Annotated in this window: 14 protein-coding genes; 7 read left to right on the top strand and 7 right to left on the bottom strand. The window is 67.0% G+C overall.

Annotated elements, in window-relative coordinates:
* Window positions 1-10 precede the first annotated feature (10 nt).
* Window positions 11-877 carry a glucose-1-phosphate thymidylyltransferase RfbA gene (gene rfbA / locus HNR14_RS03090; RefSeq protein WP_179699850.1) on the top strand — a complete coding sequence of 289 codons (867 nt, stop codon included), beginning with the start codon at window positions 11-13 and terminating at the stop codon, window positions 875-877.
* 7 nt (window positions 878-884) lie between these two features.
* On the opposite strand, the gene HNR14_RS03085 is transcribed toward rfbA, so the two are convergent.
* Window positions 885-1,739, bottom strand: coding sequence for a glycosyltransferase (locus HNR14_RS03085; protein ID WP_179699849.1), 855 nt, complete (start codon window positions 1,737-1,739; stop codon window positions 885-887).
* Between the two features lie 117 nt (window positions 1,740-1,856).
* Here HNR14_RS03085 and HNR14_RS03080 point away from each other — a divergent pair, with 117 nt between their 5' ends.
* Genes HNR14_RS03080 through HNR14_RS03070 form a run of 3 tightly spaced genes read left to right on the top strand, consistent with a single transcriptional unit; the run spans window position 1,857 to window position 5,063 of the window.
* Window positions 1,857-3,140: a rhamnosyltransferase WsaF family glycosyltransferase gene (locus HNR14_RS03080; RefSeq protein WP_248616247.1), complete on the top strand. Its 1,284-nt coding sequence runs from the start codon at window positions 1,857-1,859 to the stop codon at window positions 3,138-3,140.
* Entirely contained in the window at window positions 3,133-4,050 is a 918-nt protein-coding gene (locus HNR14_RS03075; RefSeq protein WP_021762644.1) for an NAD-dependent epimerase/dehydratase family protein, read from the top strand. The genes HNR14_RS03080 and HNR14_RS03075 overlap by 8 nt, the downstream gene beginning before the upstream one ends.
* A 2-nt stretch (window positions 4,051-4,052) precedes the next feature.
* The gene (locus tag HNR14_RS03070; protein WP_039921925.1) at window positions 4,053-5,063 is read left to right on the top strand and encodes a glycosyltransferase family 2 protein; all 1,011 of its coding nucleotides are present in this window, start codon (window positions 4,053-4,055) and stop codon (window positions 5,061-5,063) included.
* Between the two features lie 55 nt (window positions 5,064-5,118).
* Here the strand turns inward: HNR14_RS03070 and HNR14_RS03065 are convergent, their stop codons facing one another.
* Both HNR14_RS03065 and HNR14_RS03060 read right to left on the bottom strand, forming a co-directional pair.
* Window positions 5,119-6,327 carry an ABC transporter ATP-binding protein gene (locus HNR14_RS03065; RefSeq protein WP_051336943.1) on the bottom strand — a complete coding sequence of 403 codons (1,209 nt, stop codon included), beginning with the start codon at window positions 6,325-6,327 and terminating at the stop codon, window positions 5,119-5,121.
* A gap of 4 nt (window positions 6,328-6,331) precedes the next feature.
* Window positions 6,332-7,264, bottom strand: a complete 933-nt coding sequence (locus HNR14_RS03060) for an ABC transporter permease (RefSeq protein ID WP_039921921.1) — start codon at window positions 7,262-7,264, stop codon at window positions 6,332-6,334.
* A 157-nt stretch (window positions 7,265-7,421) separates the two neighbouring features.
* On the opposite strand from HNR14_RS03060, the gene HNR14_RS03055 reads away from it, so the two are divergent.
* From HNR14_RS03055 to HNR14_RS03045, 3 genes are all read left to right on the top strand, one after another.
* Entirely contained in the window at window positions 7,422-7,883 is a 462-nt protein-coding gene (locus tag HNR14_RS03055; protein WP_179699848.1) for a hypothetical protein, read from the top strand.
* Complete coding sequence (locus HNR14_RS03050; RefSeq protein WP_179699847.1) at window positions 7,880-10,171, top strand: hypothetical protein; 2,292 nt, start codon at window positions 7,880-7,882, stop codon at window positions 10,169-10,171. Before HNR14_RS03055 ends, HNR14_RS03050 begins: the two co-directional genes overlap by 4 nt.
* A 93-nt stretch (window positions 10,172-10,264) precedes the next feature.
* A complete protein-coding gene (locus HNR14_RS03045; RefSeq protein ID WP_179699846.1) occupies window positions 10,265-11,554 on the top strand; it encodes a nucleotide sugar dehydrogenase in 1,290 nt (429 codons plus the stop codon).
* Window positions 11,555-11,604: 50 nt separating this feature from the next.
* Here the strand turns inward: HNR14_RS03045 and HNR14_RS03040 are convergent, their stop codons facing one another.
* The 4 genes from HNR14_RS03040 to HNR14_RS03025 all read right to left on the bottom strand — a co-directional run bounded on the left by HNR14_RS03040 (window position 11,605) and on the right by HNR14_RS03025 (window position 16,086).
* The gene (locus HNR14_RS03040) at window positions 11,605-13,002 is read right to left on the bottom strand and encodes a hypothetical protein (RefSeq protein ID WP_179699844.1); all 1,398 of its coding nucleotides are present in this window, start codon (window positions 13,000-13,002) and stop codon (window positions 11,605-11,607) included.
* Window positions 13,003-13,116: 114 nt separating this feature from the next.
* Window positions 13,117-14,073, bottom strand: a complete 957-nt coding sequence (locus HNR14_RS03035; RefSeq protein WP_155829003.1) for a glycosyltransferase family 2 protein — start codon at window positions 14,071-14,073, stop codon at window positions 13,117-13,119.
* 2 nt (window positions 14,074-14,075) lie between these two features.
* Window positions 14,076-14,555 (bottom strand): GtrA family protein, encoded by a 480-nt coding sequence (locus HNR14_RS03030; RefSeq protein ID WP_179699842.1) that lies wholly within the window; start codon window positions 14,553-14,555, stop codon window positions 14,076-14,078.
* On the bottom strand, window positions 14,548-16,086 hold the full coding sequence (locus HNR14_RS03025) for a DUF2142 domain-containing protein (RefSeq protein ID WP_179699840.1): 1,539 nt from the start codon (window positions 16,084-16,086) through the stop codon (window positions 14,548-14,550). The genes HNR14_RS03030 and HNR14_RS03025 overlap by 8 nt, the downstream gene beginning before the upstream one ends.
* Window positions 16,087-16,115 lie beyond the last annotated feature (29 nt).

Raw genomic sequence — 16,115 nt, 5'->3', positions numbered from 1 at the left:
CACTGAAGACATGCGCGGAATCATTCTGGCCGGCGGCTCCGGCACCCGGCTGTGGCCCATCACCAAGGGCATCTCGAAGCAGCTCATGCCGATCTACGACAAGCCGATGATCTACTACCCCTTGTCGACCCTGATGATGGCCGGGATCAACGAGATCCTCATCATCACGACGCCGGAGTACAACGACCAGTTCCGCGCACTGCTCGGTGACGGCTCGCACCTGGGGATCCGGATCGAGTACGCGGTCCAGCCGTCGCCGGACGGCCTCGCCCAGGCGTTCATCATCGGCGAGGACTTCATCGGCGACGAGTCAGTCGCGCTCGTGCTCGGGGACAACATCTTCCACGGGACGGGCCTCGGCTCGTCGCTTCAGGCGCACAACGACGTCGACGGCGCCGTCATCTTCGCCTACCAGGTGAGCAACCCGACCTCCTACGGCGTGGTCGAGTTCGACGACGACTTCAAGGCTCTCTCGATCGAGGAGAAGCCGGCCCAGCCGAAGAGCAAGTACGCGGTCCCCGGTCTCTACTTCTACGACAACTCCGTGATCGAGATCGCGAAGACCATCGAACCCAGCGCGCGTGGCGAGCTCGAGATCTCCACCGTCAACGAGCGGTATCTCGAGGCGGGGACCCTGCAGGTGCAGGTGCTCGATCGCGGCACCGCCTGGCTCGACACCGGGACATTCGAGTCGATGATGCAGGCGTCCGAGTACGTCCGCGTCATCGAGGACCGCCAGGGATTCAAAGTCGGCTGCATCGAAGAGGTCGCCTGGCGTGCCGGATGGATCGACGACGCCCAGCTCGCCGTTCTGGCGGCTCCGCTGGTGAAGAGCGGGTACGGCGCGTATCTCGAGAGCCTGCCCGCCAACGGCTGACCCGCCCCTAGGAGCGGCGGGTGAGCAGCCATCCGCGGGCGGCGAGGGCCCCCTTCAGCACCAGCCGGAGCGGGGCGAGCAGCGGGCCGCGGTACTTGTTGGCGAGGAAGCGGTAGGCGCTCTCGTGATGGACGAGGATCATCCGGCGGGACTCCGACTGGGTGGAGAGCCCGCCGACGTGGATCACCGAGGCGTCAGGCTCGTAGCGATTGCGGAGTCCCGCGCGGCCGATCCGGTAGCCGAGGTCGACGTCCTCGAAGTACATGAAGTAACCCTCGTCGAAGCCGTTCAGCGCGTCGAACGCCGTGCGCCTCACCAGGACGCAGGCGCCGGACAACCAGCCGACATCGCGCGCATCCGCGTCCTGCTCGGACCGGTAGGCCCGCGTCCACGGGTTCGCGGGCCACACGCGGACGAACAGGGCGTGGCCGATTCCCGTGCGCAACGAGGGGATCCGCCGGGCGGAGGGGTACAGGGAGCCGTCTTCGTTCAGGATCTTCGGCCCGACGGAGCCGATTCCGGGGTCGCCGTCGAGACGTTCGCGCAGGGTGGCGAGGGCGTCCTCGCCGACGAGCACGTCGGGGTTGCACACGAGAACGGCGTCCACGTCGCGGGGAAGGGCGGCGACGGCGCGATTGATCGCACCTCCGTAGCCCAGGTTCTCTCCGAGCGGCAGCACCGTGGCGCCGTGCGTGCGCGCGATCCGCTCGGTCTCGTCGAGGTCGGCCGAGGCGTTGTCCGCGATGACCACATGGACGCCGGCAGCGATCTCGGGCTGCAGCGACGTCAGAAATGGGTCGAGTTGCCCGCTCGAGTTGTAACTGACGGTCACGACGGCCGTCGTAGCAGGGGAGCGAAGCACCCGACGAGCATACTTGATGCCTCTTGAGGGATGCTCTCAACCAGGTGTGGCAAGATTGCCGTCGGCAGTAGGCCCCTGAGCCGGTGTAGAGCGATACGAGGAAGACGAAAAGACGACGTGGCATCTGTAGGCAAGCTGTTCTCCCGGGCCGTCGAACGCGGACCCCGCGTCCTCGTGCGCAAAGCCAGGACGGGGCTGCTCCTGCTCAAGAACCACGGTCCACGAGCGACCTACGGATACCTGCGGTCGAAGCTGGTTCAGGTCGCCGGTCCGCAGAAGCCGCGACTCCTGGTCGACCTGGGCGACGCCGCCGCAGTGGATTGGACCGTGCTCCCCGAGCGCATCACCGACCCGATCTCCGTCGCCGACCGTCCTTCGCGCATCGCCTGGATCATGTCTCCTCCCGGCAAGGAGAGCGGTGGTCACCAGAACCTCTTCCGTTTCATCAAGTTCGCCGAGCAGGCCGGACATCGCTGCGACGTGTACCTCTACCACGCCGGTGAGGTCGCCGTGGATCTCCAGGTCGTCCGCTCGATGCTCGCGGCGTCGGAGGCCTACCCGGACCTGGACGGCGACATCCAGGTGTGGGACCGCGATCGCGGCGTCGCCGACGGCACCGACGCGATCTTCGCCACCGGCTGGGAGACCGCGTATCCTGCGTTCCTCGACAGCAGCCGCGCCCGCCGCTTCTACTTCGTGCAGGACTACGAGCCGCTCTTCTACCCGCTCGGTTCGGAGGCCCTCCTCGCGGAGAACACCTACCGTTTCGGGTACCACGGGATCACCGCCGGCGGATGGCTGGCTCACAAGCTCGGCACCGACTTCGGGATGAAGACCGATCACTTCGACTTCTCCGTCGACCGCTCGCTCTACCGGTACGAGAACGCCGAACGGCGCAACGAGATCTTCTTCTACGCGCGGCCGGTGACCCCGCGGCGGGCCTTCGAGTTCGGCCTCGTCGCGCTCGAGGACTTCGCGCGCGCGCGCCCCGACGTCACCATCAACCTCGCGGGATGGGACGTCTCCAACTGGGAGATCCCGTTCGCGTACAACAATCTGTCGAGCCTCCAGCTCAGCGAGCTCAATGCGGTCTACAACCGCTGTGCCGCCGGTCTCGTCCTCTCGCTCTCCAACATGTCGCTCCTCCCGCTCGAGCTGCTGTCGAGCGGCGTCATCCCCGTCGTGAACGACGGACCGAACAACCGGATGGTCTCCGACAACCCCTACATCGAGTACGTGCCCGCCTCGCCGATCGCGATCGCCCGCAAGCTCGTCGAGGTCGTCGAACGTCCCGACGCCCCCGAGCACGCGCGCCTGGCCTCGGAATCCGTCGGAGGAACCACGTGGGCCGAGTCCGGCAGGACGTTCGTCGACGCGTTCGAGAGGGCCATGCGTGGCTAGGGCCGTCGTCATCGGAGCCAACGGCTTCATCGGCTCCCATCTCGTCGACGGCCTCGCCGCCGCGGGCCACGAGGTGCGCGCCTTCGACCGGTTCAGCTCCCGCGAACCGACGTTCGAGGCGGCCGCCGAGGTGATGGTGGGCGAGTTCCTCAGCCGGGGTGACATCGAGTCGGCCGTGTCCGGACAGGAATACGTGTTCCACTTCCTGTCGACCACGACGCCGGCGACGGCCGAGTCGGATCCGACACTCGACATCCGCACGAACGTGGCGCAGACCATCGAGCTGCTCGAGGCCAGCGTGCAGGCCGGTGTCCGCAGGGTCTATTTCGCCTCGACCGGAGGAGCGATCTACGGCGACCAGGGGATGAGCGTGTACTCCGAGTCGGATCCGACCGCTCCCGCGTCCCCCTACGCGATCGGCAAGCTCGCCATCGAGCAGTATCTTCGCTTCTTCCGCGTCAAGCACGGGCTCGCCTCGACGGCCCTGCGCATCTCGAACCCGTACGGCACCCGTCAGCACCCGAGCAAGAAGCAGGGGCTGATCCCGATCGCGTTGCGACAAATCCTCACCGGCCAGCCCGTCGTGCAGTTCGGCGACGGGACGATGGTCCGCGACTACCTCTACGTCGAGGACCTGGTGCGCCTGATCCTGCCCATGGTCGGCAGCGAGCCAGAGCACGCGGTCTACAACATCGGCAGCGGTGCCGGACACTCGGTCAACGACGTCCTGGATTCGCTCCGCCGGGTGACCGGCATCGACTTCGCGGTCGAGCGCCGCGAGAAGCCTCCGACATTCGTGGATCATGTGGTCCTCGACACGAGTCGGTACGAAGCACAGTACGGCGGATTGGATCTGACCCCTCTCGACGAGGGGATCCGCCGGACCTACAACGAAATGAAAGGGGAGTGACGGTGGCCGACGAGCCCGTCGTCACGGTGACGATCCTCACCTACAACGGTGAGAAGTACATCGAGCGCATTCTGAAGAAACTCCGGAAGCAGGACTTCCCCGAGGCCTTCGAGGTCCTCGTCATCGATTCCGGCTCCACCGACCGGACGCTCGACATCGTCCGCTCCTTCCCCGAAGTGCGCCTGCACGAGATCCCGAACTCGGAGTTCGGCCACGGCAAGACGCGCAACCTGGCGGCTCAGCTCGCACGGGGCGAGTTCATCGCCTATCTGACCCATGACGCGGTGCCCAGCAACAAGCACTGGATGACGGAGATCATCGAACCGTTCCGGCGCTTCCCCGAAGTCGTGGCCGTGCTCGGCAAGCAGGTGGCGCGTCCCCGTGCGTTCCCCCTTCAGAAGTATGAGATCCACGGCATGTTCCGTCATCTCGGTCCCGACTTCGGGACGACGTTGTACTACGCGACTCCCGAGCTCCTCAAGGACAAGGCGAGTATTTCCGTCATGTCGTTCTACTCCGACGTGAATTCGGCGGTCCGCCGCCAGTTTCTGCTCGATGTCATCCCGTACCGGGACGTCCGCTACGCGGAGGATCAGATGTTCGGCAACGACGTCATCATGAACGGGTACGTCAAGGCGTATGCACCGCGCGCCATGGTCGAGCACTCGAACGATCTGACGTTGAGCGAGTACCGCGACCGCATCTTTGACGAGACGGTGGGCCTCCGCCAGATCGGGACCGGGGAGCTCCCGGTCATCAGCCGCAGCGCCGTGGTGTTCTACGCGTTCAAGGGGACCGTCGGAGACAGCATCCGCATCGTCCGCGACCACGCCTACTCCTGGAAGCGCAAGGCCTACTGGCTGGCGATCAACCCCGCCTTCCACCTCTCCAAATGGCAGAGCTACCGACGCTCCGCACTCGTCGACCTCGACGACCACGGCGCCATCAGCGCCGGCTCGCTGGAGCACAAGCGCAAGTTGAAGCACGAGGCGAAGGCGGCTGCCAAGCGCTGATCGGTTCCTGCTGGGACTCAGGGAAGCGGTGCGGCCCCGCGGCCGCACCGCTTCGTCAGCTGAGTTCGACCTGGGTCGTCCGGGAGAGCGCGGTGCTGCCCTCCACCTCGACCTGGGTGCGAAGGGAGAGGATCCCGTTGCCGAAGTCCTCGCCGGGCACCTCGAACGTGCCGGCGGGCGTCGCGAGATCGTAGTTGCGCCCGGCCTTGTCGCCCAGCCCCACGTTGATGAGGTACTGGCCCGGTCCGAGGCGCACGTCGGGAAGGGTGAACACCAACTCGTGCCGTCCGACGCTCGTCGGGAGGGTCATCTCGTCGAACGTGGTCATGTTGTAGAGACGCATGCCGAGCGGGCTCTCGATCGAGAAGCCGACGCCCCAGTCCTTCACGGGCTCGTTGACGTCGACCCCGAGGCGAGCGACGAGACGGACGCCCTGGCTCTCGGGCACCGTCTCGACCTCGAATGAGCCGACCTCCAGCGCCAGACGCCGGCGCGTCCCGTCGGCGTTGACGAGCAGGGCCTTGCGCTCGTCCTCGTAGCCTTCGCGGAGGATGCGGATTCCCTCTCCGGGCGTCCCGTCGTGCTGGATGCGGCCGCCATCGAGCACGACGACGCGGTCGCACAGCGACCCGACCTGCTCCGCCGAATGGCTGACCAGGATGATCGTGCGGCCTTCGTGCTGGAACTGCGCGATCTTCTCCATGCACTTGCGCTGGAACGGCTCGTCGCCGACCGCCAGGACTTCGTCCACCAGCAGGAGATCGGGGTCGACGTGGATCGCGACCGCGAAGGCGAGCCGCACGTACATGCCGGAGCTGTAGAACTTGACCTGGGTGTCGATGAACTCGCCGATCCCGGAGAAGTCGACGATCTCCTCGAAATGCGCGTCGGTCTCGGTGCGGGTGAGCCCGAGGATGGCGGCATTGAGGTAGACGTTCTCGCGACCGGTGAGGTCGGGATGGAAACCTGCGCCGAGTTCGAGCAGCGCCGCCATCCGTCCGCGGCGTCGCACCGTCCCCGTCGTCGGCTGGATGATCCCGCCGATGACCTTCAGGAGCGTGCTCTTTCCCGAGCCGTTGTGCCCGACGAGACCGACGGTGCTCCCCGTCTTGATGTCGAGGGAGATATCGCGAAGGGCCCAGAAGTCGTCGCGGTGCCGCTTCGACTGGCGGAAGTTGACCACCCGCTCCTTGAGGGACTTCTCCTTGTGCATGACGAAGCGCTTGGATACCCCGTCGACGCTTGCGATGGTGGGTGTGGACACGTTCTCAGAGCTCCTGGGCGAAGTTCCCCTGGAGGCGCGCGAACAGGCGCTGCGCGAGCCAGAGGAGGACGATGCTGACGATGAACACGACCAGGATCCGGATACCGAGCGCATCGGGCCAGACCTGGGCCATCGGGCCGGTGGCGGTGTCCCCGGCCGACCACAGCGCTCGCTGCATGCCGAGGATCGTGATGGTCACCGGGTTCGCGAGATAGAGCTGCTCGAGCCAGTTGCCCTGCAGGAGTTTGTGTACGAACGTGTACGAATAGACGATCGGCGACGCCCAGAACAGGATGATCAGGGCGATCTCCAGGATGTGCTGGGCGTCACGTAGATACACGTTGACGGCGGAGAGGAACAGACCGCAGGCGGTCGAGAACACGACGAGCGTGATGACCGACGCCGGGGCGAGGAGGATGTCGGCGTCCCAATCGAAGGGCACGCTCGCGAGGAAGATGATGGCCAGCGTCAGGACGACGGCTTGGACGAGGAAGTTGAAGAGAGCGCTTCCGACGGAGCTGAGCGGGAAGATCTCCCGTGGCAGATAGACCTTCTTCACGAGGCCGGCGTTCGCGAGGATCGACGTCGTGGAGCTCTGCACGATCTCCGATGACAGCCCCCACATCGTCAGGCCGATGAAGACGAAGATGGCGAAGTCGGGCGTGGCGCGGGCGGCGCCGAGCACCTGCCCGATGGCCAGGAAGTAGATCAGGAGCTGCGCGATCGGCCGGAACAGGCTCCAGACCAGCCCGAGCGAGCTGTCCTTGTAGCGGGACTTGATCTCGCGACGGGTCAGCAGCCCGAGCAGTTCGCGATGCGCCCAGATGTCTGCGAGGGAGCTCCACGCGCCACGGAAGAACCCGGAGCTCCGTCCTACTTCGACGAGGGGCTCGTCGGCGATCAGCGCAGCTCGGGTCTGCGCCTCGAGGGAAGTCATGACGTACATGTTAACCCAGCGCACCTGGGCGCCCGCCGGGCCGTGTACCCCGTTAGAGGCGCTGTACTGGGTCCAGGAGACCGGATAGGGTCGAACGGCGACCCGAACGCATTTTTCGAGCGACGTCATCGTCGCATCATCCCCGACCGGAACAGGAATGAGCAGGATCGCCCGCACCCTCTTCGGCGCTGCCCCCGCGGTGCTGCTGGCCGTCGCGTTGCTGACGGCCTGCACGTCCGCCGCGCCCGAGGCCACCGTGAGCGCGTCGTCGCTCCCGTCGAAGACGGCGACGCCCGGAGCGGTCGAGCCGTCGGCGCCGCCGACGATCGAGGCGGTCCTCGTCGTCGCGAGCGTCGATGTCGATGGGAAGAACGTCTCGGCCTCCGGCTACATCCAGGGGGTCGTGGAAGACGGCGCACCCTGCGTCTTCACCTACGAGCGTGACGGCGCGACGGTCACGGCGGACGGAACCGGCGCTGCCGACCGGATGACCACCTCCTGCGGCCTCGTGCAGTCGCCCATCGAGGACTTCACGCGCGGGTCGTGGACCCTCACCCTGTCGTACGAGCACGACGGCACGACATACACGTCCATCCCGACGACCGTGGAGGTCCCGTGAAACGCCGACTCCTTGTCGTCCCTGCTGCCGTGATCGTCTCGCTGGTCGCCGGACTCCTCGGGTCCCTCACCCTGACCGCCGATGAGCCGGCCGCCGCTGCGGTCGCCTCGGACTTCAACGCCGGTGACATCATCAGCGACGCCCTCTTCTTCGACGGTGCCGCACTGACGGCGTCGGAGGTCCAGGCGACTCTGTCCGCGAAGGTGCCCTCCTGCCGGTCCGGATACACGTGCCTGAAGGACTACCGGCAGACCACGACGACGCGCGCCGCGGTGGCCGGACGGTGCGATGCCTACACGGGCGCCTCGAACGAGCTCGCCTCCGTCATCATCGCCAAGGTCGGTGCGGCGTGCGGCATCAGCCAGAAGGCCCTCCTGGTGCTCCTCGAGAAGGAGCAGGGCCTCGTCTCCGACACGTGGCCGGACAGCACGCAGTACCAAAAGGCCACCGGCTACGCCTGCCCGGACACCGCGGCGTGCGATTCCACCTACCTCGGTTTCTTCAACCAGGTCTACAACGCAGCGCTTCAGTTCAAGCGCTACGCGGCGAACCCGACCGGCTGGAACCACGTGGCAGGCAGGGTCAACGCCATCCGCTACAGTCCGAGCGCCAGCTGCGGCTCGTCGAACGTCTTCATCCAGAACCAGGCGACGGCCGGACTCTACAACTACACGCCCTACCAGCCGAACGGGGCGGCGCTGGCCAACCTCTACGGGACGGGGGACGGCTGCAGCGCCTACGGCAACCGGAACTTCTGGCGCATCTACACCGACTGGTTCGGATCGACCACCGCAGGCACCAGCCTCGTCCGCACGACGTCCAATGCGACGGTCTACATCGTCTCCGGCACCAGCAAGTACCCGGTGCTGAACCAGGAGATGCTCACCGCATACGCGCCCCTCGGGCAGGTCGGCTTCGTGTCCCAGAGTTATCTGGATGGTTTCGCCACGATGCAACCCGCTGGACGGGTCATGCGCTCGCCGAACGGGACGATCTACTTCACCGATGCGAGCATCAAGCTCCCGTTCGGTTCGTGCGGCCTCGTGGTCGACTACGGGGGCAAATGCGACGTGAGCGGCTTCGTGCAGCTCAGCGACGACCAACTGTCGGGGTTCGCGACAGGTCCCGCCATGGGACCGATCCTCGGCACGACCGCCGGATCGCGGTACTACGTGACGTCGGGCACCAAGCGGGAGATCCTGGACAACACGTCGCAGAGCGCAGCCGGCCTGCCGAGCGGCTTCAACGTCCTCACGGAGTCCGCTGTCTCGGCCCTGCCGTACGCGGCGCCGATCGTACGTGACGCGGTCTTCGCGACCCAGCGGGGCACGTCGAGCTATTCCTACCTCGGCAACAAATCCGCCTACCCGGTCGACGCGGGCGCCGCCGCAGGTGCCGGCCTGCCGAATGCCTCCGCTGGTTCGCTCAGCCCGAACAGCCTCGCGCTCATCCCCAAGGGAGCGTCGTTCACCGGGATCGTCCAAGTGGCGGGCACGGCCACCAAGTACGTGCTGGCGGACGGGGGCAGCTACGCCTGGAACACCGGATCGACCTCCGCACTTCCGGCGGTCGCCGTTCCCCAGGCATTCCTCGGGGCGTACCCGTCGAAGGGGACGATCGTCGCCGGCTCGATGATCAAGACGCCCTCGTCGGCGACCGTCTACATCGTGATGGCCGACAAACTGCTGCCGGTCGGCGCCTGGGAGTCGCTCGTCGCGCTCGCGGGCGGCAAGACCCCGGTGATCACGACGGTGCCGGATTCGCTCGTCGCCGCGATCCCGAAGGGGCCCGTCGCGCTCACGAGCAACACACTCGTGCTCTCCACCAACAGTGCCACCGTCTACCTGATCAACGGCGTGACCAACAAGATCGCACTGTCCAACTTCGCTTTCGCGAACGAGGCGGGCATCACGGGGTACAGCTTCACGACGCAGGCGAGGCTGGACGCATACCCGACGTCGGCGACCCTCCTCGGATTCGGACTCACCTGCGGTTCGACGGACTACGTCAGCGCGGGTGGGAGCGTGCACAAGGTCGATCCGGGCATCAAGGCGCTGTATCCCTTCGCCTTCGTCGCCCTCGACTCGTACACCTGCCAGCTGCTCAAGGTGACGACGCCGGCGACCGCGTTCATCCGCACTCCCGACGGCTCGATCTTCTGGCTCGACGGCGGCACGAAGCGACCGATCGGGTCGATGCAGCGTTTCGCGGAGCTCAGCAAGGGCGCCGCCTACCTCGACGTCCACCCGCTCTTCGCGTCCGCGATCCCGACCGGCCCCGCAGCCTGAGACGCGGGGCCGGGGGCTCCCGGCAGACCCATAGCGTGTAGCCCTTTAGGATTGACACGCTTTGATTCGCACATCGGCGGGAGTAATGACGAGATGAAGATCGCGGTAGTCGCCCTGGGCAAGATCGGGCTTCCGCTCGCCGTTCAGTTCGCTTCGAAGGGGCACGAGGTCGTCGGCGTCGATGTGAACTCCGCCCTGGTCGACCTCGTGAACGCGAGCACGCCGCCGTTCCCCGGCGAAGCGGGCTTGAGCGATGCCTTGGCGCGTGTCGTGTCCTCCGGGGCGCTCCGCGCGACGACGGACTACGCCGACGCCGTTCCCGGCGCTGATGCCGTGGTCATCGTCGTGCCCCTGTTCGTGGACCAGGATGCCCGGCCCGACTTCGCATGGATGGACGCCGCCACCGAATCCGTGGGGAAGCACCTCACCCGAGGGGCGCTCGTCTCGTACGAGACGACCCTTCCCGTCGGCACCACCCGTGAACGCTGGACTCCTCGTCTGGAGGCGACCTCCGGCCTGGTGGAGGGTGTCGACTTCGACGTCGTCTTTTCGCCGGAACGCGTGCTCTCGGGGCGCATCTTCGCGGACTTGCGCAAGTATCCGAAGCTCATCGGCGGCCTGAGCGAGCGCGGCGCCCGTCGCGCCACCGAGTTCTACGAGGCCGTGCTCGACTTCGACGAGCGCGCAGACCTCGCTCGGCCGAACGGCGTGTGGGATCTGGGAACGGCCGAGGCTGCGGAGTTCGCCAAGCTCGCAGAAACGACCTATCGCGACGTGAACATCGGCCTCGCGAACCAGTTCGCCCGTTACGCGGAGCGCGCGGGCATCGACGTCTACCAGGTGATCGAGGCGTCGAATTCGCAGCCGTACAGCCACATCCACCGTCCCGGCATCGCGGTCGGGGGCCATTGCATCCCGGTGTATCCGCGCCTGTACCTCTGGAACGACCCGGAGGCCACCATCGTCCGCGCGGCGCGGGAAGCGAACGCGGGTATGCCCACGCACGCCGTGACCATGCTCGAGGGGGCCTTCGGCGACCTCACGGGTGCACGCGTCGTCGTCCTCGGCGCTGCCTATCGGGGCGGTGTCAAGGAGACCGCGTTCTCCGGCGTGTTCCCGACGGTGGACGCGCTCCGGGCGCGGGGCGCGGTCCCCCTCGTGCACGATCCGCTGTACTCCGACGACGAACTGCGGTCGCTCGGCTTCGATCCCTACGCGCTTGGTGATCAGGCGGACGCCGCCCTGATCCAGACCGACCACGCCGAGTACCGCGCGCTGGGACCGGGCGACCTGCCCGGTATCGTGGCGATCATCGACGGTCGACGCCTGAGCTCGGCCGAGGCGTGGCCGGGAGTGATCTACCGGGTCATCGGCGTCGCCTGACCACGGTCGCGGCCGTCGGCGACACGTCGCGGACGGCCACCTTCGCGGCGTCAGGCGAAGACGGGGGAGTAGATCAGGACGACTCCCAGAACCACGATCGGATACGCGACGAGCAGGGTCTTCGCGACGCGACTGCGGACGATGAGTGCGGCCACCAGCAGGAAGGCCGGCAGCAGCGCCGTGCCGTACCGTGGCGGGATGGGGAAGTAGGTGCCCTGGACGTCCAGGGAGATCGCGAGGAGTGGCGCGCCGAGGATCGCGAGCGCTGCGACCGCGTACACCAAGGGGCTGTTCGCCCGACGCCAGGTGTAGATCGCGACCGCGCCGACGACACCGCCGACGGTGATCCAGGAGAGCGGCTCCACGATGAACGGCGGAATGGGGAGACCGAGCTCGACCCGGCCGGTGATGTTGACGTTCGAGATGATCGTGCCCGGCAGGAAGTTGACGAACTGGGAGCCCAGGTCCTTCAGCGTCATCCGGCCGGTGACACCTTGATTCGCGGCCGGGCCGACGGCGACGGCCGCGCGGAGCGCCAGCCAGCCCACCTCGGCGACGAGCGCCGCGATCCCCGTGGAGACGGCGATCATGAGAGCGCCGTCCTCGCCGCGTCCGAGCAGGGCGCTCCTCCAGTCGAAACCGCGCCGTCGTGGCCGTGCGCGCATCCGCCTGCGCACGTACTCGAGGATCAGGAAGAGTGCGACGAGAGCTGCCGCCAGGATGGCCGTGATCTTGAAGAGCGTCGCGACGGCGGCCAGCACAGGCAACCACCAGCCGGACCACTGCCCCCGGAGATACTTGATCGCGGCGATGAGCATCAGCGCGCCGAGCGCGAAGACCGGAGCGTCGGTGCTGATGAAGGTGAAGGTCCACCAGGCGAAGGGCGACGCGATCACCGCAAGACCGAGTCCCAGGGTGATGACGGGCCTGATCCGCATCAGACTCAGTAACCAGTAGAAGAGGAGCATGCCCCCGGCCAGCCAGAATGCGCCGGTGAAACGCGCTGCTTCGACGAGCGATGTGTGGGTGACGAGCTGGATCGCCTTGGCTCCGACCCACGTGATCACGAAATACAGCGGTGTGTACCCGTCGGCCGAGGTGATGCCGCCCTGGGGGAACTGGTCGAGGTGGGCCGAATAGTCGGAGCCGCACTTCGGTCCCATCGCGCCGTACTCCCGGACGCCGGCGCAGGCCATGAGGGCGAGCGCTTCCGGCCCGATCTCCTGTCCGCGGGGGATGATGACCTGCTGGGGGAGCTTGTAGAGGTAGTCGGTGTACACCCACTCGTCGATCGGCGAGAGCGCCTCGGAGTGATGAGCGGTCACCGTGAACCCCATGACGAAGGAGGCGAACACGAGCAGGAGCGGAACCCAGCGCTTCCGGGTCCCCCTCCACGCTCTGCGGCCCCACGACGCGGGTGTGGTGTTCTGCTCGATAGCGGTCTGCATGATGCTCCCCGATGTGTGTGCTGTCGACGAGCGCGTTGCCCCGATACCGCGATAGATCCTAATACAGGTCGGTGCCCGAGGGTCGGAGGCCGGCGCTGGACTCGATGGCGCCGATCACTCGAACGGCGGAAGATTCGGCGTCGACGGGCTCGCTTGGATATCGAGCTGCAGTGCGCTGATCAGCATCTGCGACCCCAGGATCAGCGGGAGCGCGGCCAGCATGACGGTCGCGGCCGTCGCCACGACCGAGGCCGCGATCTGGAAGCACACCCAGATCGCTACTCCGACACCGACGACGAACAGGATCAGACCGAGGAAGAGGAGGAGGGCGATCGGCGAGAACGACCAGAGCACGTAGCGGTACCAGATGCGCCGCCAGAAGCCGCGCGTCAGGAGGGCGAGCAGCTCGGGCACGACCTTCGACAGCTTGATGCTCGACACCTCCTCGCCGTAGACGGCGGGGATCGGCACGTCCGTCGCGGGGACCTGGAGGATGTTGAGGTGGATGAGCAGGTCGTTCTCGAAGCTGTATCGCTTGGAGACGCTGTCGAGCGGGACGCGCTTCAGCACTTCGGCCCGGATCGCGGTGTACCCGTTCTGCGGGTCGAAGAGGTTCCAGTAGCCCGAGGCCAGCTTCGTCATGAACGAGAGCACGATGTTGCCGAAGACGCGATGACCGGGCATGCCGTGGAAGGACTCGGGGGAGAAGAACCGGTTGGCCTTCGCGAAGCCGTAACCTTCGGTGGTGACCGCGTCGAGCAGCGGCGGAAGGTACTCGGGGTCCATCTGCGCGTCGCCCGCCATGATGACGTTCACGTCGGCGCCCAGTTCCAGGGCGGCCCGGTGGCCGGTGATGATCGCTCCGCCGACACCCTGATTGACCTCGTGGCGGATCAGGGTCACCCGGGGGTCGCCGACGCTTCGGACGACGTCGCTCGTCGCGTCGGGGCTGTGGTCGTCCACGATGACGATGTGGTCGACGATCTCCGGCATGGTGCGGATGACCGTCGCGATCATCGCCTCTTCCTTGTAAGCGGGGACCACTGCAGCGATGCGGGCTCCGTTGTACACGGTCACGTCCTTTCGGTGGGTCCGGCGTCCGGACCCGGTTCTGGCTGGCGCGGGTCGGCGAAGACCCAGTAACGGTAGGCGAAGTAGTTCCAGACGGTGGTGACGACGGTCGCGATGATCTTGCCGCCAGCCCAGCCGACCACCGACGAGTTGATCAGGGAGACGATGATCACGGTCGCGATCGTGTTGAACGCCACCAGCAGCGTGTAACGCAGCACGGCACGGCCGTGCGGCGCCGTCGACCCGAACGAGAAGATCCGCTGGATCGTGTAGGTGAAGGCGAAGCTCAGGAGGAACGATGTCCCGCTTGCCAGCCACACCGGCCAGAGCAGCACGTCATGGAGGAGGGCGAGCAGCCCGAAGTCGACCAGGAAGCTCAGACCGCCGGCGATGAGGTAGCGGACGGCCGAGTGCCCGAGCAGTCGCGCGAGCGGCGAGGACGCCGACGCCGGTGCGTCGGGCGGAGGAGTGGTGTCAGCCATTGTTCCCGACCGTCTCCGGCCGCGCCGGTGTCTCGCTCGACGGGGCGGCCGCGACCCCGACCCGTCGGTGGGCCAGCCAGAGTGCTCCCGAGACTGCCGCCGCGAAGGCGAGGGAGCCGAGGATCCAGACGATCATGGGGGAGACCGGGCCGCCCCACCACCAGTGCACGTCGTGTCCGAGGTCGATGTCGGGGTCGCCCAGGCCGCTGACGTAGCGCTGGATGCTCGCGTGCAGCGCCACCGCGTTCGCGATCGACAATGCGAGCGCTGCGACGCCGATCTGGAGTCGAGTGAAGGCGATCCGGCGACGGGTGGCCTCGACGAGGGCGACTCCCGCGAACATCAGCAGCAGCGGGAGGATGTAGCGCGGCTGCACCTCCTGGCCGACCAGCGCCTTGCTCTTCAGCAGGATCCACGCCGGCACGGCGAACAGCATCGCGAGCGCGAACCCGAGCGCGAGCAGCTTACGGACCGAGGCCGAACGCAGCCCCGCGAACGTCACCGCTGCGAAGACTCCGACGGCGGCGACAGAGACGACCGCGGGCATCGGGACGTCGAGCCAGCCGATCGGCCACGTGCCGAGGCTTCCCGCCCAGAGCTGCGGGAGATCGATGAAGTAGTCCCACACGTACTGGGCCGTCGTGAGCGGCGCGGTCGTGTCGTGACTTCCCGTGAGGCCGCCGGTGCTCACGGACTGGTTCGCGCCGAAGTAGAACAGGGCGGCGACCACAACGAGGGCGAGCGGCAGGATCGCCTTCAGGAGGAAGGCGCGGGATCGGCTCGCGCCCAGGATGCCGGCGACGATGATGCCGAGGACGGTGTAGATCGCGGAATCCGCACGCGCACCGGCGCCCATGACCGCGAAGACGACCGCGAGGGCTCCGAGGCCGATCGCCCGTCGCCCGTCGGCCTCGAACCACCCGAGCACGGCGAGCCACACGGAGCCGCCTGCGATGATCGCCCACGAACTGGGGTTGTTGGACGACAGCAGTGAGATGCCGAGAGGCACGATGCCGATCGCCCAGGTCCAGAGCAGCGTCCGGCGCCGGGAGGGCGTGAGGAGCCAATAGAGCAACGACGTGAGCCCCACGAAGAGGATGGCGTTGACGATGCGCATCACGATCGCCGACACGGCGTACTGGCTGCTGGCGAACACGCCCATCACCGCGTAGTAGACCGGCGGGTAGGTGCCGGCGAAGTTGCCGCGCGCGGTCGGGATCAGGTCGTTCACGGACTGGCCGGGGTCGACGTCGCATTTCTCGAGCTGGCTCGGGAAGAGATCGGTGCAGAGGACCTGCGCGACGCCCTTGGGGATCGCGCGCTCCTCCGGATGTCCTGGCACCTCTTCGCAGAGGCCGGGCCGGTCGCCCAGAGCGCACCATGCGCTGGCGAGATGATAGTCGTCGTCGGGGCTGGAGCCGACGGGGGTGGCGACCGCCCACATGATCAGGGCGATCAGCGCGAAGATGGGGACCCCGAGGAGGAGGGGCCATCGACGTCGACCGGACGGATCCGTTGGGGAGTAATGCACTGGGAAAGCTTACCCGGAGCAGCCTGGAC

This window comes from Leifsonia naganoensis (assembly GCF_013410615.1).
Classification (GTDB): domain Bacteria; phylum Actinomycetota; class Actinomycetes; order Actinomycetales; family Microbacteriaceae; genus Leifsonia; species Leifsonia aquatica.
Note: the sequence above shows the minus strand (reverse complement) of the source record. Positions and strands in the feature narration are given on the sequence as shown.